Genomic DNA, 24,860 nt, shown 5'->3' with positions numbered 1-24,860 from the left:
CCGCCCATGCGCCCGCTGAGCGCCAGGCCCTCCCGGCAACGCCGTCAGACTGAACACCTGACCCGCGGCAGCTGGATCGCCCTGTTCGCCATGTTGATGATCTTCATCGGCCCACTGATTTCTCAGTCGATGCCGATGGATCAACACGCCTCGACTTCGATGCCGATGAGCATGGACATGTCGATGGACATGCCGGGCATGGATCACTCCGGGCATGAGGCGAAATCGAATGCCGAACACTGCCCACCGCAATCCTCGCACCACGTGCTGTGGGAAAAATGCGGCTATTGCAGCCTGCTGTTCAATTGCCCGGCACTGACCGGCGGTGGCGATTTCGTCGCCTTCAATATCCCGCCGCTGAACACCTTCACCCCGCCCTCGCCACACCTGGGCCACGCCCGGCAAACCTTCTTCCCCGGCGCCCGCACCCGCGCCCCGCCCATCGCCACGTAAACACGCACCTTTGATTGCACACGGTTGAGAAGACAGCTTCAGGCTGCCGGCCGTGTCGTTTACGACTGTTTGATGGAAATTGTCATGTCCAGGTTTGCTGCTGTTCCACGCTCGGGTTCCACCCCGGCATCCTTCGCTTTGAACGAATCGCGGATTCGTTTCAGGCACGCTACCGCCGTCCTTTGCGGCGTCCTGCTGTCCCCGCTGGTGCTGGCCGATGATCACGCCGCGCACAACGAAGAACTCAGCCCGACGGTGATTACTGCAATCGCCCCTAGCTCGCCACTGACCATCGTCACCAACCCCAAAGATCCACGCCAACCGGTGCCGGCCAGTGACGGCGGCGATTATCTGAAGACCATTCCGGGCTTTGCGCTGGTGCGCAATGGCGGCACCAACGGCGATCCGGTACTGCGCGGCATGTTCGGCTCACGCCTGAACATCCTCACCAATGGCAGCATGATGCTCGGTGCCTGCCCGGGCCGGATGGACGCGCCAACCTCGTATATCTCGCCGGAAACCTACGACAAACTCACCGTGATCAAAGGTCCGCAAACCGTGCTTTACGGTCCGGGTGCATCGGCAGGTACGGTGCTGTTTGATCGTGAACCGGAGAGCTTCGGCGAACTCGGCACACGGGTGAACGCGAGCATTCTGGCTGGCTCCCACGGACGCTTCGACAAGGTCGTCGATGCCGCTGCTGGCGGCCCGTTGGGCTACGTGCGGGTAATCGGCAACACCGCGCATTCCGACGATTACCGCGACGGCAACAACAACATCGTCGCCTCGCGCTACGACAAGTGGAACGGCGACGTCGCCGTCGGCTGGACCCCGGACGCCGACACCCTGATCGAGCTCACCGCCGGCAAGGGTGACGGCGAAGCACGCTACGCCGGACGCGGCATGGACGGCTCGCAGTTCCTGCGTGAAAGCCTCGGTCTGCGTTTGGAAAAATCCAACATCACTGATGTGTTGGAGAAACTCGAAGCGCAGGTCTACTACAACTACGCCGACCACGTGATGGACAACTACACCCTGCGCACGCCGTCCGGCACCGGGATGATGGCGGGGCCGATGGCGTCCAACGTCGATCGCCGCACCCTTGGCGCACGGATCAAAGCCACTTGGCGTTGGGCTGATATCCAGTTGATCACCGGCCTCGACGCGCAGACCAACGAACACCGCCAACGCAGCGGCATGGGCATCGACACCTACAAGGATCAGCCCTACAGCAAGGACGCCGATTTCCATAACTACGGCGTGTTCAGCGAAATGACCTGGTACGCCGCCGACCGTGATCGGCTGATCAGCGGCGCCCGTGTCGACCGCGCTTCGGCTAAGGATTACCGGCAGAGCACCGGTTCGGGAATGATGACTCGCCCGAACCCGACCGCCGATGACACCCGTGCCGACACCCTGCCGAGCGGTTTCATCCGCTACGAGCATGACCTTGCCGACAGCCCGACCACACTCTATGCAGGTTTGGGTCACGCGCAGCGCTTCCCGGATTACTGGGAGCTGTTTTCGCCCAAGTCCGGCCCGGCCGGCTCGGTCAACGCGTTCGATTCGATCAAACCGGAAAAGACCACGCAGTTCGACTTCGGCGTGAACTACAAGAGCGCCGGGCTCGAAGCCTGGGCCTCGGGCTACGTCGGTTTCGTGCGCGACTACATCCTCTTCGACTACACGCCCGGAATGATGGGCATGAGCACCTCGCGCGCCGAGAACATCGACGCGCGGATCATGGGCGGTGAGCTCGGTGCCGCCTACAGACTCACCGACCACTGGAAAGCCGATGCGACCCTGGCCTACGCCTGGGGCAAGAACAGCAGTGACGGCAAGGCTCTGCCGCAGATGCCGCCGCTGGATGCACGCTTCGGTCTGACCTATACCGAAGACAACTGGAGCGCCGGGGCACTGTGGAGAGTAGTCGCCGCGCAAAACCGCATCGACCAGAACAAGGGCAACGTGGTCGGCAAGGATTACGACAAGAGTTCGGGCTTCGGCGTGTTCTCGCTTAACGGTGCCTACCGGATCAACAAGAACTGGAAGGTCAGCAGCGGCGTCGACAACCTGTTCGGCAAGGCTTACGCCGAACACCTGAACCTGGCGGGCAACGCCGGGTTCGGCTACCCGGCCAACGACCCGCAAGCGATCAATGAACCGGGGCGCACGCTCTGGACCAAGGTCGACATGAGTTTCTAACAAGAAAGTCAAAAGATCGCAGGCTGCGCCAGCTCCTACAGGGGAGCGCGTACTCCCTGTAGGAACTGCCGAAGGCTGCGATCTCTTGATCTAAAAAATTCGCCCAGCGGAGCACACGTGATGAAACAGCCCAAACCGAATTTCTACAACCTGGCCTGGCGTTGGCATTTTTACGCAGGCCTGTTCGTCGCCCCGTTCATGGTGATGCTGGCCCTGACCGGCATCATTTATCTGTTCAAACCGCAGCTTGATTCACTGATGTACAGCAGCCTGCTCAACGTCCCGGCCGGCCATCACACGGTGCCCGCCGATGACTTGCTGCAACGGGTGAAAAGCGCCTATCCGCAAGGTCAGATCACCCAGTACCTGCCGCCGGTCAACGCCGAACGCAGCGCACAGTTTGTGGTGAAAAACGCCGGCCAGGAACTCAACGTATTCGTCGATCCGTATCACGGCGACATCCTCGGCGAGCAGGATGCCAAGCAGAACCTGCAAGCCATCGCCCGAGCCATCCACGGCGAATTGATGATCGGCACCGTCGGTGATCGTCTTATCGAAATGGCTGCCGGTTGGGGCGTAGTGCTGGTGGTGTCCGGCCTGTTCCTGTGGTGGCCGCGCGGTCAGGCCGCGGGCATTTTGTGGCCGCGGCTGAACAGTCGCGGTCGCGTGTTGTGGCGCGATCTGCACGCAGTCACCGGGTTCTGGGGCGCAACCCTGCTGCTGGTGATGCTGCTCAGCGGTATGACCTGGACCGGTTTCTGGGGCAAGCAATACGCGCAGGTGTGGAACGTGTTCCCGGCGGCGATGTGGGACAACGTGCCGACCTCCGACGTCGAAGCCCGCAGCCTGAACACCGCCACGCGCCAGACCGTACCATGGGCGATGGAAAACACGCCGATGCCGATGTCCGGCGACCACGCCGAACACATGAACCACGGCGCCACCAACGCTGGCCCCGCAGCACCCGCCATCAGCCTGCAAGACGTGCAGAACATTGCCACCCAGCGCAAAGTCGAGCCGGGTTACAGCATCACCTTGCCGACCACCGCCACCGGCGTGTTCACCATCGCCGTGTTCGCCGATGACCCGCGCAACGATGCAACCCTGCACGTCGATCAGTACACCGGCAAGGTCCTCGCCGATGTGCGTTTCGAGCAATACGGCACGGTTGCGCGGGCCACGGAAATCGGCGTGATGCTCCACGAGGGCAAGATGTTCGGCACCTTCAACCAGATCGTCGTGCTGCTGATCTGCCTGATGATTCTGCTCAGTGCCGTCAGCGGCGTGGTGATCTGGTGGAAGCGTCGGCCACAGGGCAAATTGGGTGTGCCGCCGCTGCGCCATGATTTGCCGAAGTGGAAAACCGGGGTGGTGATCATGCTCGCGCTGGCGGTGATTTTTCCGCTGGTGGGGGCTTCGCTGGTGGTGGTGTGGCTACTGGATCGCCTGCTGCTGTCGCGCCTGAGCAGGCAAACCGAGTCCGCCTCGACTTCATCCTGATCCACCCCATGTAGGAGCTGCCGCAGGCTGCGATCTTTTGATCTTGAAAAACAACATCAAAAGATCGCAGCCTGCGGCAGCTCCTACACGGATTGTTCGCGCCCCATTCTGGCGCGACCGCCTGCACCAACGCCTCATGTGCGTCCCTTCATGGTGCAGAGCTCAGCAGCGCAACCGCTCTAACACGACATTTTCCTGCCCAAACCCGACCGGGCACAGCCCTTGCAAAACACCCTTCAGTCGTCCGCATCTGCCAACCAAAAAAACTTCAAACGTTCATGGAGATCGCACAATGAAGCGTCGCAGTTTGATCAAGGCTTTCACACTCACGGCATCCATTGCCGCGATGGGCATGACCTGGACTGTCCAGGCCGCCGAGACCATCAAGGTCGGGATTCTGCATTCGTTGTCCGGCACCATGGCGATCTCCGAAACGTCGCTCAAAGACATGGCGCTGATGACCATCGACGAGATCAACGCCAAGGGCGGTGTGAACGGCAAGATGCTCGAACCGGTGGTGGTTGACCCGGCATCGAACTGGCCGCTGTTCGCCGAAAAGGGCCGGCAGTTGCTGACTCAGGACAAGGTTGCCGTGGTGTTCGGCTGCTGGACGTCGGTGTCGCGTAAATCGGTGTTGCCGGTGTTTGAAGAGCTTAACGGTCTGCTGTTCTACCCGGTGCAATACGAAGGCGAAGAGATGTCGCCGAACGTCTTCTACACCGGCGCCGCGCCTAATCAGCAAGCGATCCCGGCGGTTGAATATTTGATGAGCGAAGAAGGCGGCAGCGCCAAACGCTACTTCCTGCTCGGCACCGACTACGTCTACCCGCGCACCACCAACAAGATCCTGCGCTCGTTCCTGCATTCCAAAGGCGTCGCCGACAAGGACATCGAAGAGGTCTACACACCGTTCGGTCATAGCGACTATCAGACCATTGTTGCCAACATCAAAAAATTCTCCGCCGGTGGCAAGACTGCCGTGATCTCCACCGTCAACGGCGACTCCAACGTGCCGTTCTACAAAGAACTGGCCAACCAGGGTCTGAAAGCCACCGACGTGCCGGTTGTGGCGTTCTCGGTCGGCGAAGAAGAACTGCGCGGCATCGATACCAAACCGCTGGTGGGCAACCTTGCGGCATGGAACTACTTCGAGTCGGTAGAGAACCCGCAGAACAAGAAATTCGTCGCTGACTGGAAAGCCTACGCGAAGAAACACAACCTGCCGGGCGCGGATAAAGCCGTGACCAACGACCCGATGGAAGCCACTTATGTCGGCATCCACATGTGGGCGCAGGCGGTTGAGAAAGCCAAGTCCACCGACGTCGACAAAGTGCGTGAAGCGCTGGCCGGCCAGACCTTTGCGGCGCCGTCGGGTTACACCCTGACCATGGACAAGACCAATCACCACCTGCACAAACCGGTGATGATCGGCGAGATTCAGGCCGACGGTCAGTTCAACGTGGTGTGGCAGACCGAAGGGCCGATCCGCGCTCAACCGTGGAGCCCGTTCATTCAGGGCAACGACAAGAAGCCGGATTATGCGGTGAAGAGCAACTGAGTCTGACTTGGGTTTTGGGGTGGGGCGAAGATCTTTTCCCCCTCACCCCAACCCTCTCCCCCAAGGGGTAGAGGGGAAAGGGAGCAGATCTCTATGGCTTTCAGAACCTGAGTTCGACGCAGGAATGTCAGGTCGGTGTTGGATGACCTGACAACTCGGTCAGTCCCCTCTCCCTCTGGGAGAGGGGGGAAGGGAGCAGATCTCTATGGCTTTCAGAACCTGAGTTCGACGCAGGAATGTCAGGTCGGTGCTGGATGACCTGACAACTCGGTCAGTCCCCTCTCCCTCTGGGAGAGGGGGGAAGGGAGCAGATATCTATGGCTTTCAGAACTTGAGTTCGACGCAGGAATGTCAGGTCGGTGTTGGATGACCTGACAACTCGGTCAGTCCCCTCTCCCTCTGGGAGAGGGTTAGGGTGAGGGGCGGATTCACAGCCGGACACCGCTCCATCGGCCACCGCAAGAAAGGAAACTCCACTAATGCCCACTGCCATACACCGCTTTCTCATAGCCATCGCACTCTTGCTGCCAATGCTGGCCCATGCCGGCGATGCCGAAGACTTCGTCGCGGCCAATCCTGTGCAGCAAGCCAAACTGCTGGAAACCTGGGCCGCGCAGCCCGATCCGGCCCGTATCGAACTGATCAACGCCCTGCAACAAGGCGAACTGACCATCGATGGCCAACCGAAAACCCTGCGCCTGAACAATCGCCTGCGGGGTCTGATCGACACCGCCATGGCCAGCCATCAATTGCTCGCCGCCGACGCCAAAATCCGTCTGACTGCCGCGCAGCAATTGCAGAAAAGCGCGAAACCCGCGCAGCTGAAATTCCTCGACCAGCAACTGGCTGGCGAAAAAGATGAAGGCGTCCACGCCGCCCTGAGCCTGGCGCTGGCGAACCTGCAACTGGTCGATACCGATCCGGCCGTGCGTCTTGCCGCAGTACGCCTGCTCGGCGAAACCGGCGATCCTTTGGCGCGCACGCGCCTCGAAGGCCTGCTCGAACCCGGCGTCGAGAGCGATGCCGGCGTACGCACCGCCGCCGAAACCAGCCTCGCCCAAGTCAAACGCAAACTGCTGATCGGCGAAGTGCTCGGTCAGGCGTTCAGCGGCATGTCGCTTGGTTCGATTCTGCTGCTCGCCGCACTCGGTCTGGCGATCACGTTCGGCCTGCTCGGCGTGATCAACATGGCCCACGGCGAGATGCTGATGCTCGGTGCCTACTCGACGTACGTGGTGCAGTTGATGTTCCAGCGCTACGCCCCCCAAGCGATCGAGTTTTATCCCTTGATCGCACTGCCGGTGGCGTTCTTTGTCACGGCGGCCATCGGCATGGCGCTGGAGCGCACGGTGATTCGTCATCTCTATGGCCGCCCGCTGGAAACCCTGCTCGCCACCTGGGGCATCAGCCTGATGCTGATTCAACTGGTGCGCCTGTTGTTCGGCGCGCAAAACGTTGAAGTCGCCAACCCGGCATGGCTGTCCGGCGGGATTCAGGTCTTGCCGAATCTGGTTCTGCCATACAACCGCATCGTCATCATCGCCTTCGCCTTGTTCGTCGTTGTGCTGACCTGGCTGTTGCTGAACAAAACGCGCCTGGGCCTCAACGTTCGCGCCGTCACCCAGAACCGCAACATGGCCGCCTGCTGCGGCGTGCCGACCGGGCGCGTCGACATGCTCGCCTTCGGCCTCGGTTCCGGTATCGCCGGACTCGGCGGCGTGGCGCTGAGCCAGATCGGTAACGTCGGCCCGGACCTCGGCCAGAGCTACATCATCGACTCGTTCCTGGTGGTGGTGCTCGGCGGTGTCGGGCAACTGGCCGGTAGCGTGCTGGCGGCATTTGGCCTGGGTATCGCCAACAAGATTCTCGAACCGCAGATCGGTGCGGTGCTCGGCAAGATCCTGATCCTCGCGCTGATCATTCTGTTTATCCAGAAACGTCCGCAAGGCCTCTTCGCACTGAAAGGACGGGTGATCGACTGATGAACCAGCCTCTGTTAGTCACGGCCACACAAAAGGCCGGGCCGAAAGTCACGATCGCGGTCGGCGCGGTGATTCTTGCACTGCTGATCGCCCTGCCGCTGCTGTCGTTGTTGCCAGCGGAAAATGCCCTGTCGGTCTCGGCGTACACGCTGACGCTGGTTGGCAAAATCCTCTGCTACGCCATCGTCGCCCTGGCGCTGGATCTGGTCTGGGGTTATGCCGGTTTGCTGTCGCTGGGTCACGGTCTGTTTTTTGCCCTCGGCGGTTATGCGATGGGCATGTACCTGATGCGTCAGGCCGCTGGCGATGGCTTGCCGGCGTTCATGACCTTCCTGTCGTGGAGCGAATTGCCGTGGTACTGGACCGGTACCAGCAGCTTCCTCTGGGCGATGTGTCTGGTGGTGTTGGCGCCGGGGTTGCTGGCGCTGGTGTTCGGATTTTTCGCCTTCCGCTCGCGGATCAAGGGCGTGTATTTCTCGATCATGACCCAGGCCCTGACCTTCGCCGGCATGCTTCTGTTTTTCCGCAACGAGACCGGCTTCGGCGGCAACAACGGCTTTACCAATTTCCGCACCATCCTCGGTTTCGGCATCACTGAACCGGGCACTCGCGCGGTGTTGTTTCTGGCCACGGTGTTGTTGCTGGTGGCGAGTCTGTTCATCGGCTGGCGCCTGGCGCAGAGCAAGTTCGGTCGCGTGCTGACAGCATTGCGCGATGCGGAAAACCGCTTGATGTTCTGCGGCTACGACCCACGCGGGTTCAAGTTGTTTGTGTGGGTGTTGAGTGCGGTGTTGTGTGGCCTGGCCGGGGCGTTGTATGTGCCGCAAGTCGGCATCATCAACCCGAGCGAGATGTCGCCGACCAACTCGATTGAAGCGGCGGTGTGGGTGGCCCTCGGCGGTCGCGGCACGCTGATCGGCCCACTGCTCGGCGCCGGTGTGGTCAACGGCATGAAGAGCTGGTTCACCGTGGCATTCCCGGAATATTGGCTGTTCTTCCTCGGCGCGCTGTTCATCGTCGTGACGCTGTACTTGCCCAAAGGCGTGATCGGTCTGCTGAAGAAACGAGGTGAACAATGAGAGTCACGGCGAGCGCTGAATTCATGCTGGAACCGGCCTTCTTTCCCGTGGAACCGAACAAGGACGCCGGCACCAGCCGCGACTCGATCGGCCTCGGCCAACGCGTCGGCCCGGGGCTGGATACCCGCCACGGCACGATCCTCACACTGGAAGACATCAGCGTCAGCTTCGACGGCTTCCGTGCGCTGAACAATCTCAACCTGTACATCGGCGTCGGCGAATTGCGCTGCATCATCGGCCCTAACGGCGCGGGCAAAACCACGCTGATGGACGTGATCACCGGCAAGACCCGGCCCAGTCACGGCAAGGCCTGGTTCGGTGAAACCCTCGACCTGACGCAGATGAGCGAAGTGCAAATCGCCCAGGCCGGTATAGGCCGCAAGTTTCAGAAGCCAACGGTGTTTGAAGCGCTGAGCGTGTTTGAAAACCTGGAGCTGGCGCAGAAGACCGACAAGTCGGTGTGGGCCAGTTTGCGTGCGCGTTTGAGTGGCGAACAGAAGGACCGGATCAGCGAAGTGCTGGAGACAATTCGCCTGACTACTTCAGTCAATCGTCAGGCGGGGTTGTTGTCCCACGGCCAGAAGCAGTTCCTCGAGATCGGCATGTTGTTGATGCAGGACCCGCAATTGCTCCTGCTCGATGAGCCGGTGGCGGGGATGACCGATGCTGAAACCGAGTTCACTGCTGAGTTGTTCAAGTCACTGGCCGGCAAGCATTCGTTGATGGTGGTGGAGCATGACATGGGCTTTGTTGGCTCGATCGCCGACCACGTCACCGTGCTGCACCAAGGCAGCGTGCTGGCGGAAGGCTCGCTTGAGCAAGTGCAGGAAAACGAGCGCGTGATCGAGGTCTACCTCGGCCGCTAAGGTTTGCGAATACAAAACCTGTGGGAGCGAGCCTGCTCGCGAAAGCGGTGCATCAGGCGCTGAAAATGCTGAATGTCATGCCGCATTCGCGAGCAGGCTCGCTCCCACAGGATTCTGTGTGCAACAGAAGGAATTCGAACATGCTGCAAGTCGACAAGCTGCATCAGTACTACGGCGGTAGCCACATCCTGCGTGGCCTGTCTTTCGACGTGAAGGTCGGCGAAGTCACCTGCCTGCTCGGCCGCAACGGCGTCGGCAAAACCACCCTGCTCAAATGCCTGATGGGCCTTTTGCCGGCCAAGGAAGGCGCAGTGAATTGGGAAGGTAAACCGATCACCACCTTCAAGCCGCACCAGCGCGTTCACGCCGGTATTGCTTACGTGCCGCAAGGCCGGGAAATCTTCGGACGCCTGACCGTTGAAGAAAATCTGCTGATGGGCCTGTCGCGATTTCCCGGCAGTGAAGCCAAAGAAGTGCCAAGTTTCATCTACGAACTGTTCCCGGTGCTGCTACAAATGAAGCAGCGTCGCGGCGGTGACCTCTCCGGCGGTCAGCAGCAACAGCTTGCGATTGGCCGCGCACTGGCCAGCCGCCCGCGCTTGCTGATCCTCGATGAGCCCACCGAAGGCATCCAACCCTCGGTGATCAAGGAGATCGGCGCAGTGATCAAGAAGCTCGCGGCGCGCGGTGATATGGCGATTCTGCTGGTCGAGCAGTTCTACGATTTCGCCGCGGAACTGGCCGATCAGTATCTGGTGATGTCCCGGGGCGAGATCGTCCAGCAGGGTCGCGGTGAAAATATGGAGGCCGAGGGTGTACGCGGGCTGGTAACGATCTAGTACAACGAATTAATCTGTAGCTTCCTAACGATAATTACACACCATGAATTCGACTGTTGCACCTGCCCTGTTTACCCCGAGCTGGCACGCCGAGCTGGAACTCGCCTACGCCCGTTTCGGCGACTGCACGCGCCCGGTCATGCGCCGACACCTCGGCCCGCTGCGGGTGCAAAAACACCTGTACGCCGAAGGCCCCGAGGTCTGCCAGCACATCATCGTCCACCCGCCGGGCGGGATTGCCGGCGGTGATCGACTGGACATCAGCGCGCGCGTCGAAGCCGACGCCTGGGCGCAGATCACCAGCCCCGGCGCGGCGAAGTGGTATCGCGCCGGTGGGCCGGCTTATCAGCAGCTCGACTTGAAAGTGGCTGCCGGGGCGACGCTGGAATGGCTGCCGCAGGAGACCATCGTCTACAGCGCGGCGCAGGCCGAGCTGACCACTTCGATTGATCTTGAGGGTGATGCGCGGCTGTTCTACTGGGATGTGGTGGCGCTGGGTCGCCCGGCCAGTGGCGAACGTTTCGACCTCGGGCATTTTCAAGCGCATCTGGATATTCGTCGCGACGGTCGATTGCTCTGGCATGAACGTCAGCGCATTGTCGGAGATGACGGTTTACTTGATTCGCCAATCGGACTGGATGGCAATCCGGTATTTGCGACGTTGTTGGTCACCGGTGAGATTGATGCTGAGTTGCTGGAGCGCTGCCGCTCGCTGGATCACAAAGTGCGCGGGGATTTGACCCAGTTGCCCGGCCTTTTGGTCGCCCGTTGTCTGGCGTCTGAAGCACTGCTCGCCCGCGCATGGCTTATCGATTTATGGCGCTTGCTACGCCCGGTGCTGCTGGGCCGTGAGGCTCAGCCACCCCGAATCTGGAACACCTGAAATGCAATTCAATGTGGGAGCGAGCCTGCTCGCGAAAGCGTCATGTCAGCCAACAAATATGCTGAATGTGAGTCCGTATTCGCGAGCAGGCTCGCTCCCACAGGGATCTGTGCCAACAGTCCCCACTCTTTTAAATCTGCCCTGACGGAACCCCACAATGGACCTGACCCCACGCGAAAAAGACAAGCTGCTGATCTTCACCGCCGGCCTCGTCGCCGAGCGGCGGCTGGCCCGCGGTGTGAAACTCAATTACCCGGAAGCCATGGCCTATATCTCCGCAGCGCTGCTCGAAGGCGCGCGTGACGGCCAGACCGTGGCCGAGCTGATGCACTTCGGTACCACCCTGCTCAGCCGCGAACAAGTGATGGAAGGCATCCCGGAAATGATCCCGGAAATCCAGGTCGAAGCGACGTTCCCCGACGGCACCAAACTGGTTACCGTCCACCAACCGATCGTCTGAGGCCGCGCCATGACTTACTCGATCCGCGATGCCGTCCACGCCGATCTGCCGGCGATCCGCGACATCTACAACGATGCCGTACTCAACACCACGGCGATCTGGAATGAACAAGCCGTCGACCTCGGCAACCGTCAGGCGTGGTTCAGCGCCCGTCAGGCCCAGGCTTATCCGATTCTGGTGATCGTCGACGGCGACAACAGCGTACTCGGCTACGCTTCGTTCGGTGACTGGCGGCCGTTCGACGGTTTTCGCCACACCGTCGAGCACTCGGTCTACGTGCGTAGCGATCAGCGCGGCAACGGCCTCGGCCCCCAACTGATGAGCGTGCTGATCGAACGGGCGAAGACCTGCGACAAGCACGTGATGGTCGCCGCCATTGAAAGCGGCAACGCCGCCTCGATTCGTCTGCACGAGCGCGCCGGTTTCAGCATCACCGGGCAGATGCCGCAAGTCGGTACCAAGTTCGGTCGCTGGCTCGACCTGACATTTATGCAACTGACCCTCAACCCTGGCGCGGAGCCGCCTGACGCCAACAAGGAGTGACACCGATGAACGCCGCCCAACTGCGCCGCGTCAATGCTGAAAGTTTTGCGCATTACCGTCAGGGTCTGATCGATCTGCTGCTGGATGCCGTGGGTTATGGCGCCAGCGTCGGCTTTATGGCCGACCTTGATGCCGCGCAGGCGCGCGCGTATTTCGATGAGGTGCAGGACAACGTCAACAAGGGCAGCGTGCTGCTCTGGGTGGTGGTCAAGGACGAGCAGGTGCTGGCCAGTGTGCAGTTGGGTCTGTGCCAGAAGGCCAACGGTCTCAACCGCGCCGAGGTGCAGAAGCTACTGGTGCGCGAACACGCACGGCGGCGCGGCCTCGGCCAGCAATTGATGAGTGCGCTGGAACTCGAAGCGCCCAAACACAAGCGCGGCATGCTTTACCTCGACACCGAGGCCGGTTCGCCCGCCGAAGATTTTTACAAGGCGCTGGGTTACACCCGCGCGGGTCAGATTCCTGATTACGCCTGCGACCCGCACGGCACCTATCGGCCAACCGCCCTCTATTACAAGATTCTGCAAGGAGCCCAGTGATGATTCCTGGCGAGTACCAGATCCAGCCCGGCGACATCGAACTCAACGCCGGCCGTCGCACCGTCAGCCTGAAGGTCGCCAACAGCGGCGACCGGCCGATTCAGGTCGGCTCGCACTATCACTTTTTCGAAACCAACGACGCGTTGACCTTTGATCGCGCGGCGAGCCGGGGCATGCGTCTGAATATTCCGGCGGGGACGGCGGTACGCTTCGAACCGGGGCAGAGTCGTGAGGTTGAGCTTGTGGATTATGCCGGGCATCGGCGGGTGTTCGGGTTTGCCGGACGGATCATGGGTGACCTCTAAGTAACACGGTGTCCGCTCTGGCCCCTTCGCGAGCAGGCTCGCTCCCACATGAGACCGCGATCAAATGTGGGAGCGAGCCTGCTCGCGAAAGCGAGTATTGCGAGCGATTTCAAAACCAATTGAATCTCAAGGCGAACGAATGAAGATTTCCCGTCAAGCCTACGCCGACATGTTCGGCCCCACCGTCGGCGACAAGGTGCGCCTGGCCGACACCGAGCTGTGGATCGAAGTCGAACAAGACTTCACCACCTACGGCGAAGAAGTGAAGTTCGGTGGCGGCAAAGTCATCCGCGACGGCCAGGGCCAGAGCCAACTGCTGGCGGCCGAAGTCGTCGACACGCTGATCACCAACGCGCTGATCATCGACCACTGGGGCATCGTCAAAGCCGACGTCGGCCTCAAGGACGGGCGCATCGCCGCGATCGGCAAGGCCGGCAACCCCGACGTGCAGCCGAACGTAACCATCGCCATCGGCGCCGGCACCGAAGTGATCGCCGGCGAGGGCATGATCCTCACCGCCGGCGGCATCGACACGCACATCCATTTCATCTGCCCGCAGCAGATCGAAGAAGCGCTGATGAGCGGCGTCACCACCATGATCGGTGGCGGCACCGGCCCAGCCACCGGGACCAACGCCACCACCTGCACCTCCGGCCCGTGGCACCTGGCGCGCATGCTTCAGGCCGCCGACGCCTTCCCGATGAACATCGGCCTCACCGGCAAAGGCAACGCCAGCCTGCCGGAACCGCTGATCGAACAGGTCAAGGCCGGCGCCATCGGCCTCAAGCTGCACGAAGACTGGGGCACCACCCCGGCAAGCATCGACAACTGCCTGAGCGTTGCCGACCAGTTCGACGTGCAGGTGGCGATCCACACTGACACCCTCAACGAGTCCGGTTTCGTCGAAACCACCCTCGGCGCGTTCAAGGGCCGCACCATTCACACCTATCACACCGAAGGTGCCGGCGGTGGTCACGCGCCGGACATCATCAAGGCTTGCGGCTTCCCCAACGTATTGCCGAGTTCGACCAACCCGACCCGACCGTTCACCCGCAACACCATCGACGAACACCTCGACATGCTGATGGTCTGCCACCACCTCGACCCGAGCATTGCTGAAGACGTCGCGTTTGCCGAAAGCCGCATCCGCCGCGAAACGATTGCCGCCGAAGACATTCTTCACGACCTCGGTGCGTTCTCGATGATCAGCTCCGACAGCCAGGCCATGGGCCGCGTCGGCGAAGTCATCACGCGCACCTGGCAGACCGCCGACAAGATGAAAAAACAGCGCGGCCCACTGCCGCAGGACGGCGCAGGCAACGACAATTTCCGCGCCAAACGCTACATCGCCAAATACACGATCAATCCGGCGATCACCCATGGCATCAGCCATGAAGTCGGTTCGGTTGAAGTGGGGAAATGGGCGGATCTGGTGCTGTGGCGCCCGGCTTTCTTTGGCGTGAAACCGACGCTGATACTCAAGGGCGGCGCGATTGCCGCGAGCCTGATGGGCGACGCCAACGCCTCGATCCCAACGCCACAACCGGTACATTACCGGCCGATGTTCGCCAGTTACGGCGGCTCGCTGCACGCCACCAGTCTGACCTTTATCAGTCAGGCCGCGCAGGAGGCAGGTTTACCGGAAGCGTTGGGGTTGAAGAAGAAAATTGCCGTGGTCAAAGGTTGCCGTGACGTGCAGAAAACCGACCTGATCCACAACGACTATCTGCCGGACATCGATGTTGATCCACAGACGTACCAGGTCAAGGCGGACGGTGTGCTGCTCTGGTGTGAGCCGGCTGATGTGTTGCCGATGGCGCAACGGTATTTTCTGTTCTAACGGCGACGTTTACCAATACGGGCACTGCTGCCCGTATTGCGCCGAACAGCTTCTCGTCATGAGAAAAGCAGGCCGATGTCTTCGTCACTGTAGTTATAGTTCCAGCGCAGTTCGGTGCCGGCAGGAATGTCTTCAAGCGCAAATGCGCTATTCAACAAGTAAGTCTTGCGGGTGACACCGTCACTGTTCGGCAGATCAGCCTCGACCTTAAACCCTATCAGGTTGATGTTGTAGCCGTCCGGCGCTTGCCGCAGGGGTTTGCCGGCATCGTCATAAATAAAGTGGGTATTGATCCTGGAAATGATGTTGTCTCCCACGACGGCGATCGGGCCAGGGCCGAGTTGACCTGATCTGAGGACCACATCCATGCCAATGGTCATCGAAAACACTTGCTCGGCGGGGAGCAGGAACCTCCCTGATCGAATGGTCCCACCATAGACGCCGACGACCTCACCTTTGGCGATCCGTCTGTTCGCCAACACCATCGACTGACCGATCAGCGCTCGTTCACCCGGCACCTGCACGTCTGCTTCGGTAAATTGGCGCAGTTGCAGCTTTTCCTCATAGAGCCTGGCAACCGTTTCATAACCTTCAAACTTTATATATGGCTTGATTTGCTCTGAGGTGTAGGTTTCTCCCGAGTCAAAAGTAACTTTGCTCTGCAATGTGCGGATACGCACGGGCCTGCCGAGACTGTCCCGGAGCGGGTACTTGCCGTTGTTGGCGCGATTGTAGGAGCCTCGTTGATTACTCAACGATGTATAGCGTACCTCTTGCCTCATGAAGCTGAGTTCCTGCGCGGTATACGGCTGGATCGGCATCGATTCGGAGGCCAACTCAAACACGTCATCCACGGTTTGCGACCGGTCCGGCAAGAACTCCAGAGCCATCTCGAACTCGTCGTCGGACAGCGGTGTTTCCACAGAACTCTTGCGGCGGTTGGAGCGCAGGATCGGCGACCCGGATTCCTCCAGCGGGTGCCAGAGATGCACGTCGGGATCCCAAACGAGCACGGGGCCTTTGGGGTTCAGTTGACTGGCCAGCTTGGCCCGTAATTGTCCCGTTAGAGAGTCCTCCCCCACCTGTACCACGCCGTCAGGTACTTTGGCATACCGACGGCCCTTCAATGTCCACAGCCCCGGCGCCTCGGCCGGCCGCAGAAGCCCGATCGGTGCTTTGCTCAGATAATCCGCCCACGGCAGTTGATCTGCCCTGGTCGCCCTGCTTGAGGAAGATGGGATTTGTCGCACTGCAACCGAGGGCGTGGACGACGTGGCATCCGCGTCAAGAGTCAGCGCGGATCCGCCCGGCGCAGAAGATGATCGCGAAGGCGTGGCGGTGGCAGGGCCGAAATCGGTACGTGGTGGCGCTTGCCCAGGCGACGTATGCCCATCGGGCGTGGGTGTCGCGCGTGTGTGCACATCACTGGTGACGGCACCCTTGGAGGGCGGCTTTAGCGGCATGGTTTTCATCCTTGAACGTTAAGGGCGACATTGCCCTTTTGCTTATCCGAAACCTGAATCTCTAACTTTTTTGCATGGTGCCCTGAAGGGAGAGTTCCATTTCTCCACCACAGGCCCGACCAGACTATGCAGTTGGCAAAAGAAATTAAAAACCGGAATATTGTTAATAGCCGCGTACTCGGCTAACTGATTAGCGAATTTCACAAGCAGGAAAGTCAGCAGGAACGAACTCGCCATCCAGTCTGCAAGACACCCCCCTGAACGGTAGTTTTTACCGTCGGGCAAAGAGACTAGTATCGCGAGACTCTCCAGAAAGGAACCGGCCATGCGTCTATCCGAATTCATCAGGCAGCACGTGGACTGTATCGTCGATGACTGGGAGGAATTTGCAGCCACCATTACCCCCGCTGCCGATTATCTGGACGCCACTGCACTGCGTGACCACGCCAAAGCTATCTTGCTGGCCGCCGCACGAGACATGAGCAAACCACAGACAGCGCAGGAGCAAGCGGCCAAAGCCAAGGGTGAAGGTCCGGAAATGACCCCGAGTCTGGACCAGGCCGGCGCCAGTCATGGCGAGCTGCGCCACACTGTCGGTTTTGACCTGGTCCAGATGACCTCGGAATTTCGTCACTTGCGTGCCTGTGTGATTCGGCGCTGGGTCGACAGTCTTGAATCACCGGACATGGCCTGCTTTCAGGACATGATCCGCTTCAATGAAGCCATTGATGAAGCGCTCGCCGAGTCGACGGCGGCCTACGCTGAACAGGTCAACCGTTCACGGGATATATTCCTGGCGATACTCGGCCATGACCTGCGCGCACCGTTGCAGGCGGTGGGCATGTCCAACGACCTGTTGCTGCGCAAATCCACGCTCGAGGGCGAAGCGCTGATGTGCGCTCACAACATCAAACGCAGCGTCGGGCACATGGCGGCAATGATCAGTGATTTGCTGGAGCTGGTGCGCAGTCGTCTCGGTAAAAGCCTGCCGATCGAGCCGGCCCCGATGGATCTGGCCGAGGCGGCGCAGGCGGCGATTGCCGAAGCCTGCGCCGGCAACCCGCATTGCTCGCCGGTGCTGCACATTCACGGCGATACACGAGGTGTGTGGGACGCGGGGCGTATCAATCAATTGCTGCAGAACCTGATCGGCAATGCGTTGCAGCATGGCTCGAACACACAGCAGGTAACGTTGACGTTGCAGGAGGAAGCGGACGCGGTGTGCCTGTCGGTGCACAACTTCGGCACACCGATTCCGGAAGAGACGCTGGGGACTATTTTCGACCCGTTGGTGCGCAGCGCCGATGAAGAACCGGGGCAGCCTTCGACCAGCCTGGGGCTGGGATTGTTTATCGTCAGGGAAGTGGTCAACGCCCATGGCGGGACGATTGAAGTCAGCTCGAATGAGACCGACGGCACACGGTTCAGCGTGGTCTTGCCCAAGAGGGTGTAGTCAGCGATACCGCGTTATCGTTCTTCGCGAGCAGGCTCGCTCCCACATTGGAATGCGTATTCCTGTGGGAGCGAGCCTGCTCGCGAAGAGGCCCGATCAACCAACCGGAAAACATCAGGCTATCTACTCAACTACCAACCGCCCCAACCGTTGCCGCAACATGCGGTTCTCGGCGCGTAGCTCGCGCACCTCTTCCAGCAGATCCAGCGCCAGGGCGACGCCTTCCCACTCCAGCTCCAGATCACGGCGCAACTTTGCCGCACGCTTGGCCAAGGCCAATTCGTAATCGGTGAAGCGCCATTCCCGGGGCTGCGCGCCCTGAGGTTCGAGGATGCCGTGCTCGACGATTTCGATCACGTAGACGTCCGACAAATCGGCCGCCTCACAGAATTCTGCCAGGTCCAGTTGAACGATCAGGGGGCTGCTCATGATGGGCTACTCCGTCGTCGAATTCAGAAGTTCTCTCGCGGATTGAACGCGGCTTTCTTTGCCAGTTCCTGCCACAGTGCCTTGACCTCGTCGTCGGAGGTTTTCGGCATCACGGCTTTGAGTTGCACGAACAGATAACCGCGCTCGCCGGCCTTGTTTTTCAGGCCATGACCCTTGGCGCGCATGCGCTGGCCATTCTGGCTGCCGGCCGGGACCTTGAGGTTGATCTTGCCGGTCAGGGTCGGCACCGCTACTTCAGCACCCAGCGCCAGTTCCCACGGCGCCAGCGGCAAGGTGATGATCAGGTTTTCGCCTTCGACATCGAATTTCGGGTGCGGCGCAAAACGAATGGTCAGGTACAGATCGCCATTCGCCCCGCCACCGACGCCCGGGGCGCCCTGGCCTTTGAGGCGAATGCGCTCGCCGTCGGTAACGCCCGCCGGGATCTTCACGTTCAGGCTTTTGCTGGTGTTGCTGACGTGCTGGCCGTTGGCGTTGTATTGCGGCACCTGGAAGGTGACTTTCTTCGATTCGTTCGCCAGCGTCTCCTCGAGGAAGATCGGCAGTTCCATTTCCACGTCTTGCCCTCGGCGCCCTGCACTGCGTTGTTGCCGACCTTCACCGCCACCGAAACCGGGGCCGCGATTGCCGAAGATCGAACTGAAGAAGTCCGAGAAGTCACCGGTGTCGCCACCGCCACCGCCAAAGCCGCCTCGGCTCTGCCAGCCCGGTGGCCCCTGGAACGGCTGACCATGTTGGCCATAACGGCGCAGCTCGTCGTATTCGGCGCGTTTGTCGGCGCTTTTCAGCGCTTCATAGGCTTCCGAGGCGTCTTTGAACTTGGCCTCGGCGTCCTTTTCCTTGCTGACATCGGGGTGGTATTTGCGCGCCAGCTTGCGATAGGCAGCCTTGATTGCCTTGTCGTCTGCTGTCGGCTCCACGCCGAGTATCTTGTAATAGTCTTTGAAGTCCATTGAAGGAATCACCATCCGTTATCGATTTCGCGCCGATGCCAGCATGCGCCGATTCGCGCGTGCCGGGTTGACCGATCTCAAGGTTGTGACCGGGTGGCGCAGCAGAAGTTTATCGGCAGTGGACGGCGGTTCTTGCGACCGCCGGTGGTTCTGCCGGCCCATGCCAGCAAGTTTGGGGCAAAGCTTGAGGTTTCAAGGCAGTTTAGTCGTGAAATAGCAGATGACCGGCCTTCGAATCTGGCGCGCACTGACATACACTGCGCGGCCGTTTTTTTGACCGGAACCGAAAGACATGAAAGACGCCTCTCCAGCCCGTGCCTGCGGCATCGACTTCGGCACGTCCAACTCCACCGTCGGCTGGCTGCGCCCCGGCATGGAAACGATGATCGCGCTGGAAGACGACAAGATCACCCTGCCGTCGGTGGTCTTCTTCAACATCGAGGAACGCCGCCCGGTGTACGGTCGTCTGGCCCTGCACGAGTACCTGGAAGGCTACGAAGGCCGCCTGATGCGCTCGCTGAAAAGCCTGCTCGGTTCCAAGCTGATCAAGCACGACACCAGCGTGCTCGGCACGGCAATGCCGTTCAAGGACTTGCTCGGCCTGTTCATCGGCCAGTTGAAGAGCCGTGCGGAAACCGCCGCCGGTCGGGAATTCGAACAAGTGGTGCTCGGGCGTCCGGTGTTCTTCGTCGATGACGATCCGCTGGCTGACCAGGAAGCCGAAGACACCTTGGTCGACGTGGCCAAGAAGATCGGCTTCAAGGAAGTCTCCTTCCAGTACGAACCGATTGCGGCAGCGTTCGACTACGAGTCGACCATCGAGAAAGAAGAACTGGTACTGATCGTCGACATCGGCGGTGGTACCTCCGACTTCTCGCTGGTGCGCCTGTCGCCGGAGCGTCGCGGTTTCGATAACCGTCACGACGACATCCTCGCCACTGGCGGCGTGCACATCGGCGGTACCGACTTCGACAAACAGTTGAGCCTGCAAGGCCTGATGCCGCTGTTCGGCTACGGCAGCCGCATGAAGAGCGGCGCCTACATGCCGACCAGCCACCACATGAACCTGGCGACCTGGCACACCATCAACTCGGTGTATTCGCAGAAATCCAGCCTGGCGCTGGGCAGCATGCGCTACGACATCGAAGACACCGGTGGCATCGATCGCCTGTTCAAGCTGATCGAACAGCGCGCCGGGCACTGGCTGGCGATGGAAGTCGAAGAAACCAAGATTCAGCTGACCCATACCGACAGCCGCCATGTGCCGCTGGACCGCATCGAAGCCGGTTTGAGTGTTGAGCTGACCCGAGCGCTGTTTGAATCGGCGATTGATGCGCTGCTGGAGCGGGTGCGCGGCAGTGTTACCCAGCTGTTGAACGATGCCGGTGTGGCGGTGGATCAGGTCGACACGGTGTTCTTCACCGGCGGTTCGAGCGGGATTCCGGCGCTGCGCAACAGCGTCTCGGCGATGCTGCCGAATGCGCGGCATGTCGAAGGGAATATCTTTGGCAGCATTGGTAGCGGATTGGCGATTGAAGCCCGCAAACGCTATGGCGTTTAACGGCAGCTGCAAGTTTTAAGCTGCAAGCGGCAAGTAAGAGCAAAAGCAAGAGCCACTGCGACTCGCGCTTCTGCTTTTACTTGTAGCTTGAAGCTTGCAACTCGAAGCTGCTGTTAAACCATTCCTCCCAACTTCAACTCACTCTTCAGGTACGCATAATAAATCGGCCCCGCCACCACCCCCGGCAAGCCGAACGCGGCCTCGAACACCAGCATCGCCAGCAGCAACTCCCACGACTTGGCACTGATCTGCCCGCCGACAATCCGCGCGTTGAGGAAGTACTCGAGCTTGTGGATAAAGATCAGATAACCCAGCGCGGCAATCGCCACCCAGATCGACAGTGACAGGCCGACGATGGTGATCAGCGTGTTCGACATCAGATTGCCGATCACCGGCAACAGGCCGAGCAGGAAGGTCAGCACGATCAGGGTTTTGGTCAGCGGCAGTTTGATGCCGAACATCGGCAGGATCACCGCGAGAAAAATTCCGGTGAAGAACGTGTTGAGCAGGGAAATCTTGATCTGCGCGAAGACGATGTTGCGAAACGCCTGCACCAGCAGGTGCAAACGGTCAAACAGCGCGGCGGCCAGCGGTTTGCGTTTGGTCACGTCGGGGATGCGCTGCAAGGCGATGATCGCGCCGAGCACCATGCCGATCAGCAGCGTGACGAACATGTGCGCCGCGTCTTTGCCGACCAGTTGCAGGTCGGACAAGTGCTTGCTCATCCACTCGCCGATCGCCACGCGAAATTCCGCAGCACTGGCGGGCAGGTAGGCGTCGATGAACGGCGGCAATTGCCCGCGTGCGCGATCAACCACGCCCATGAATTTATCGAGGGAAGCGCCGGGATTTTCTGCTTCGTGCAGGAGAAAACTGATCGCGCCGGCGAAGATCAGCGCCAGAACGCTGACGACCAACGTCCCCAGCAACGCCACCGCCAGCCAGCGCGCGCGGCGGCCTTCGATCAGCCGTTGCAGTTGCGGAGTGAGCATGTTGACCAGTTCATACACCAGCAAACCGGCCAACAGACTGGGCAACAAGCGCAGCGGCAGCACCAGCAGCAAACCGCCGAAAATGATGATGCAACTGACCCAGAACACTACATGACGCTCAGAAAACGTTGGCATACAGCCTCAAAACGAACGGCGTAAAAGGATTGGCAGTCTGCCAGCGTTCCGGGGTAAGCACTAGGTATATGCGGTACTTCAGCCCCCCTCACCCTAGCCCTCTCCCAGAGGGAGAGGGAACCGATTGGGGGATGCTCTGGATATCCAGTGACCTGAAACAGCGCCATGGAATCCATAATCGACCGGTTTTTTCAGGTCGACGAATGTCTTGAAACAACGCGGTCAATCCCCTGTCCCTCCGGGAGAGGGGACCGATTGGGGGATGCTCTGGATATCCAGTGACCTGAAACAGCGCCGTGGAATCCGTAATCGACCGGTTTTTTCAGGTCGACGAATGCCTTGAAACAACGCGGTCAATCCCCTGTCCCTCCGGGAGAGGGAACCGATCGAGGAGTGGCGAAGAAATCCGGTGACCTGCCAGTCCTGTATTGAATCCAGAATCGGCCAGATAGTTCAGGTCGATGGATATCTGAAAACACCGCGGTCAGTTCCCTCTCCCTCTGGGAGAGGGTTAGGGTGAGGGCAAATCTCAAGCGGACGCGTCGACCAGGTACCCCACCGAATCCAGTTATTTTTTCTTCAGGCAATCACTCATGAACGCCTTACGTGCATCGCCGGTCAGCGCCTTGGTTTTCGCATCGGCGTTGCAGGTGCTCATTTTCTGCTGCTGCGGAGTCAGGGCCTTGGCATCGTTGGCCGCTGGCGTTGCCTTGAGGCAGGTGCTCATAAAGGTTTTGCGCTCATCGCCTTTCAGACTCTTGGCGGTCGCATCGGCATTGCAGGTGGTCATCTTGTTCTGTTGCGCCGTGGCGGCGAAACCCTGGGAACACAGGAGCAAACCAATCATCAACAACGGCACACGCAACATCTTCATGGAGTTTTCTCCTTGTCGCCGCACCGAGGGGGGCGGCCTCTGCTGGAGTGTAGCCAAATCCTGTTACACCTTCCTGCCTTCCAGATGGCTACGGCGATACTGCTCCGGCGTGCACCCGGCCTGCCGCGCGAACATGGCGATAAATGCCGAGCCGCTGCTGTAACCGAGATCAAAAGCGATTTCCTGCACGCTGCGCGAAGTTTCCAGCGCCTCGATCGCGGCGAGATAACGCAGACGCTGGCGCCACTCGCCAAAACTCATCCCCAGCTCCCGAACCAATTGCCGGGCCAGCGTGCGTTCGCTGACATGCACTCGCAGCGCCCAATGCGCCAGCGGCTGATTGTTGCCCGGCTCGGCCTGCAAGGTTTCGAGGATCGCCAACAACCCCGGGCTACTCGCGTAGGGCAGATAACACTCATGCACCGGGGCCTGTTGCAGTTGATCGACCAACACTTGCGCCAGTCGCTGATCGGCATCGAGTTCGGGAATCTTCACGTCGCGGGCGGCGAAGTCCTTGAGAATCGCTTTGAGAATGTCGCTGATCGCCAGTGTGCAGGCACGCCGAGGCAGATTGGTGCAGACCTTGGGATCAAGGCACACCGCGCGATAGTTGACCGGTTGATGGCTGTAGAAACTGTGCTCGACCTGCGGCGGCACCCACACCGCGTATTGCGGCGGCGACATGAAGCGGCTGCCGTCGACGTCCATGTGCAGCACGCCGTGCGCCGCGTACTCCAGCGTGCCCCACGGATGACGATGCGGCGCAGCAAATTCATGGGCGTTGAAATCGGCATAACGGAAGTACACCGCCGACGGCAGTTCGCTGAAATCCAGCAGATCGATGTGTTTACTGTTCATGCTGTCCGGTTTCAGAGGCAGGTTGTCCGGTTCGAAGTATAGGCCTGCATCCAGACAAGGGATAATCGCCCTTCATCAACGTAATGGTTTCAACTCATGCAATACGCGTTTCCGCTGCTGGCGATTTTTATCTGGGCCGGCAATACCGTGATCAACAAACTCGCGGTCGGGGCGATTTTCCCGGCCGAGATCGGTTTCTACCGCTGGCTGCTCGCCGGTTTGCTGTTCACCCCGTTCATGCTCAAAGCGGTGATCGCGCACTGGCCGCAGATCCGCCCGAACCTGGGCAGGATTTTCGTCCTCGGCGTACTCGGCATGGCGGTCTATCAAAGCCTCGCCTACTTCGCCGCAACTCTGACCACGGCGACCAACATGGGCATCATCCTGTCGCTGATGCCGTTGATGTCGCTGGCCATGGCGATCATCAGCCTCGGGCAGCGCCTGACCGCCGGCGCGCTGGTCGGTGCCGTGTTGTCGTTTGCCGGTGTGCTGGTGGTGGTGTCGTCCGGCAGCCTCGGCGCGTTGCTGCAGCACGGTGTGAACATGGGTGATGCGATGATGTTGATCGCGACCCTGGCCTATGCGATTTACAGCACCCTGCTGAAAAAATGGCAGCTGCGCCTGCCGCCGCTGGTGTTGCTGTATCTGCAGGTGCTGGTGGCGATTGTCGTGTTGTTTCCGCTGTATGCCGCTTCGCCGAAGACCGGGCTGACTCTGCAGAACATTCCACTGGTGCTGTATGCGTGTCTGCTGGCGTCGATGCTCGCGCCGCTGGCGTGGATGCAGGCTGTGCAGCGTCTGGGGCCGAGCCGCACGACGTTGTTCTTTAACTTGCTGCCGTTGATTACCGCGCTGATTGCGGCGGTGGTGTTGAAGGAGCAGTTGGCGATGTATCACTTGGTCGGGGGATTGTTGACCTTGGGTGGGGTGATTCTTTCCGAGCGCTGGACCACCGTGTTGGGCCGCAAATTAAGCGTCGCCTGATAGGGCCTCTTCGCGAGCAGGCTCGCTCCCACATTGGATTGCATTTCAACTGAAGGAATGCGGTCATTTGTGGGAGCGAGCCTGT

Annotated in this window: 23 protein-coding genes; 17 read left to right on the top strand and 6 right to left on the bottom strand. The window is 60.2% G+C overall.

Features of this window, described 5'->3' with window-relative positions; translation table 11 throughout:
• The first annotated feature begins 6 nt into the window (after positions 1 to 6).
• The 14 genes from HU718_RS04025 to ureC all read left to right on the top strand — a co-directional run bounded on the left by HU718_RS04025 (position 7) and on the right by ureC (position 15,052).
• Positions 7 to 453: a DUF2946 domain-containing protein gene (locus HU718_RS04025; RefSeq protein WP_186612854.1), complete on the top strand. Its 447-nt coding sequence runs from the start codon at positions 7 to 9 to the stop codon at positions 451 to 453.
• Positions 454 to 537: 84 nt separating this feature from the next.
• The gene (locus HU718_RS04020) at positions 538 to 2,658 is read left to right on the top strand and encodes a TonB-dependent copper receptor (protein WP_186612858.1); all 2,121 of its coding nucleotides are present in this window, start codon (positions 538 to 540) and stop codon (positions 2,656 to 2,658) included.
• A 120-nt stretch (positions 2,659 to 2,778) separates the two neighbouring features.
• Positions 2,779 to 4,158 carry a PepSY-associated TM helix domain-containing protein gene (locus tag HU718_RS04015; protein ID WP_186612860.1) on the top strand — a complete coding sequence of 460 codons (1,380 nt, stop codon included), beginning with the start codon at positions 2,779 to 2,781 and terminating at the stop codon, positions 4,156 to 4,158.
• A gap of 292 nt (positions 4,159 to 4,450) precedes the next feature.
• Positions 4,451 to 5,716 (top strand): urea ABC transporter substrate-binding protein, encoded by a 1,266-nt coding sequence (gene urtA / locus HU718_RS04010; protein ID WP_007914554.1) that lies wholly within the window; start codon positions 4,451 to 4,453, stop codon positions 5,714 to 5,716.
• 479 nt (positions 5,717 to 6,195) lie between these two features.
• Positions 6,196 to 7,698: an urea ABC transporter permease subunit UrtB gene (gene urtB, locus HU718_RS04005; RefSeq protein WP_102899409.1), complete on the top strand. Its 1,503-nt coding sequence runs from the start codon at positions 6,196 to 6,198 to the stop codon at positions 7,696 to 7,698.
• Positions 7,698 to 8,777, top strand: coding sequence for an urea ABC transporter permease subunit UrtC (urtC, locus tag HU718_RS04000; protein ID WP_110719601.1), 1,080 nt, complete (start codon positions 7,698 to 7,700; stop codon positions 8,775 to 8,777). Before urtB ends, urtC begins: the two co-directional genes overlap by 1 nt.
• The gene (gene urtD / locus HU718_RS03995; RefSeq protein WP_007918913.1) at positions 8,774 to 9,643 is read left to right on the top strand and encodes an urea ABC transporter ATP-binding protein UrtD; all 870 of its coding nucleotides are present in this window, start codon (positions 8,774 to 8,776) and stop codon (positions 9,641 to 9,643) included. The genes urtC and urtD overlap by 4 nt, the downstream gene beginning before the upstream one ends.
• Positions 9,644 to 9,783: 140 nt before the next feature.
• A complete protein-coding gene (gene urtE, locus HU718_RS03990) occupies positions 9,784 to 10,482 on the top strand; it encodes an urea ABC transporter ATP-binding subunit UrtE (protein WP_053116875.1) in 699 nt (232 codons plus the stop codon).
• 43 nt (positions 10,483 to 10,525) lie between these two features.
• The gene (locus HU718_RS03985) at positions 10,526 to 11,365 is read left to right on the top strand and encodes an urease accessory protein UreD (protein ID WP_186612862.1); all 840 of its coding nucleotides are present in this window, start codon (positions 10,526 to 10,528) and stop codon (positions 11,363 to 11,365) included.
• 157 nt (positions 11,366 to 11,522) lie between these two features.
• Positions 11,523 to 11,825, top strand: coding sequence for an urease subunit gamma (gene ureA / locus HU718_RS03980; protein ID WP_007915951.1), 303 nt, complete (start codon positions 11,523 to 11,525; stop codon positions 11,823 to 11,825).
• A gap of 9 nt (positions 11,826 to 11,834) precedes the next feature.
• Positions 11,835 to 12,368 carry a GNAT family N-acetyltransferase gene (locus tag HU718_RS03975; RefSeq protein WP_150707192.1) on the top strand — a complete coding sequence of 178 codons (534 nt, stop codon included), beginning with the start codon at positions 11,835 to 11,837 and terminating at the stop codon, positions 12,366 to 12,368.
• A gap of 5 nt (positions 12,369 to 12,373) precedes the next feature.
• On the top strand, positions 12,374 to 12,907 hold the full coding sequence (locus HU718_RS03970) for a GNAT family N-acetyltransferase (RefSeq protein ID WP_016984790.1): 534 nt from the start codon (positions 12,374 to 12,376) through the stop codon (positions 12,905 to 12,907).
• Positions 12,907 to 13,212 carry an urease subunit beta gene (locus HU718_RS03965; protein ID WP_150707190.1) on the top strand — a complete coding sequence of 102 codons (306 nt, stop codon included), beginning with the start codon at positions 12,907 to 12,909 and terminating at the stop codon, positions 13,210 to 13,212. Before HU718_RS03970 ends, HU718_RS03965 begins: the two co-directional genes overlap by 1 nt.
• 139 nt (positions 13,213 to 13,351) lie before the next feature.
• Positions 13,352 to 15,052 carry an urease subunit alpha gene (ureC, locus tag HU718_RS03960; protein WP_150707189.1) on the top strand — a complete coding sequence of 567 codons (1,701 nt, stop codon included), beginning with the start codon at positions 13,352 to 13,354 and terminating at the stop codon, positions 15,050 to 15,052.
• A 56-nt stretch (positions 15,053 to 15,108) separates the two neighbouring features.
• On the opposite strand, the gene HU718_RS03955 is transcribed toward ureC, so the two are convergent.
• Entirely contained in the window at positions 15,109 to 16,515 is a 1,407-nt protein-coding gene (locus HU718_RS03955; RefSeq protein WP_186612864.1) for a hypothetical protein, read from the bottom strand.
• Between the two features lie 325 nt (positions 16,516 to 16,840).
• On the opposite strand from HU718_RS03955, the gene HU718_RS03950 reads away from it, so the two are divergent.
• A complete protein-coding gene (locus tag HU718_RS03950; RefSeq protein WP_186612866.1) occupies positions 16,841 to 17,968 on the top strand; it encodes a sensor histidine kinase in 1,128 nt (375 codons plus the stop codon).
• Between the two features lie 123 nt (positions 17,969 to 18,091).
• Here the strand turns inward: HU718_RS03950 and HU718_RS03945 are convergent, their stop codons facing one another.
• Positions 18,092 to 18,397 (bottom strand): chaperone modulator CbpM, encoded by a 306-nt coding sequence (locus HU718_RS03945; RefSeq protein WP_016984795.1) that lies wholly within the window; start codon positions 18,395 to 18,397, stop codon positions 18,092 to 18,094.
• A gap of 23 nt (positions 18,398 to 18,420) precedes the next feature.
• A complete protein-coding gene (locus HU718_RS03940; RefSeq protein WP_095121889.1) occupies positions 18,421 to 19,371 on the bottom strand; it encodes a DnaJ C-terminal domain-containing protein in 951 nt (316 codons plus the stop codon).
• A gap of 292 nt (positions 19,372 to 19,663) precedes the next feature.
• On the opposite strand from HU718_RS03940, the gene HU718_RS03935 reads away from it, so the two are divergent.
• On the top strand, positions 19,664 to 20,932 hold the full coding sequence (locus HU718_RS03935) for an Hsp70 family protein (RefSeq protein ID WP_186612868.1): 1,269 nt from the start codon (positions 19,664 to 19,666) through the stop codon (positions 20,930 to 20,932).
• A gap of 113 nt (positions 20,933 to 21,045) precedes the next feature.
• Here HU718_RS03935 and HU718_RS03930 read toward each other — a convergent pair whose 3' ends face one another.
• The 3 genes from HU718_RS03930 to HU718_RS03920 all read right to left on the bottom strand — a co-directional run bounded on the left by HU718_RS03930 (position 21,046) and on the right by HU718_RS03920 (position 23,791).
• Complete coding sequence (locus tag HU718_RS03930) at positions 21,046 to 22,059, bottom strand: AI-2E family transporter (RefSeq protein WP_064388695.1); 1,014 nt, start codon at positions 22,057 to 22,059, stop codon at positions 21,046 to 21,048.
• A 568-nt stretch (positions 22,060 to 22,627) separates the two neighbouring features.
• The gene (locus HU718_RS03925; RefSeq protein WP_102899421.1) at positions 22,628 to 22,933 is read right to left on the bottom strand and encodes a PsiF family protein; all 306 of its coding nucleotides are present in this window, start codon (positions 22,931 to 22,933) and stop codon (positions 22,628 to 22,630) included.
• A gap of 63 nt (positions 22,934 to 22,996) precedes the next feature.
• Positions 22,997 to 23,791 carry an AraC family transcriptional regulator gene (locus HU718_RS03920; protein WP_186612870.1) on the bottom strand — a complete coding sequence of 265 codons (795 nt, stop codon included), beginning with the start codon at positions 23,789 to 23,791 and terminating at the stop codon, positions 22,997 to 22,999.
• A 96-nt stretch (positions 23,792 to 23,887) separates the two neighbouring features.
• Here HU718_RS03920 and HU718_RS03915 point away from each other — a divergent pair, with 96 nt between their 5' ends.
• On the top strand, positions 23,888 to 24,775 hold the full coding sequence (locus HU718_RS03915; RefSeq protein WP_186612872.1) for a DMT family transporter: 888 nt from the start codon (positions 23,888 to 23,890) through the stop codon (positions 24,773 to 24,775).
• Positions 24,776 to 24,860: the final 85 nt, after the last annotated feature.

It is taken from the genome of Pseudomonas tensinigenes (genome assembly GCF_014268445.2).
GTDB classification, from domain to species: Bacteria; Pseudomonadota; Gammaproteobacteria; order Pseudomonadales; family Pseudomonadaceae; genus Aquipseudomonas; species Aquipseudomonas tensinigenes.
Note: the sequence above shows the minus strand (reverse complement) of the source record. Positions and strands in the feature narration are given on the sequence as shown.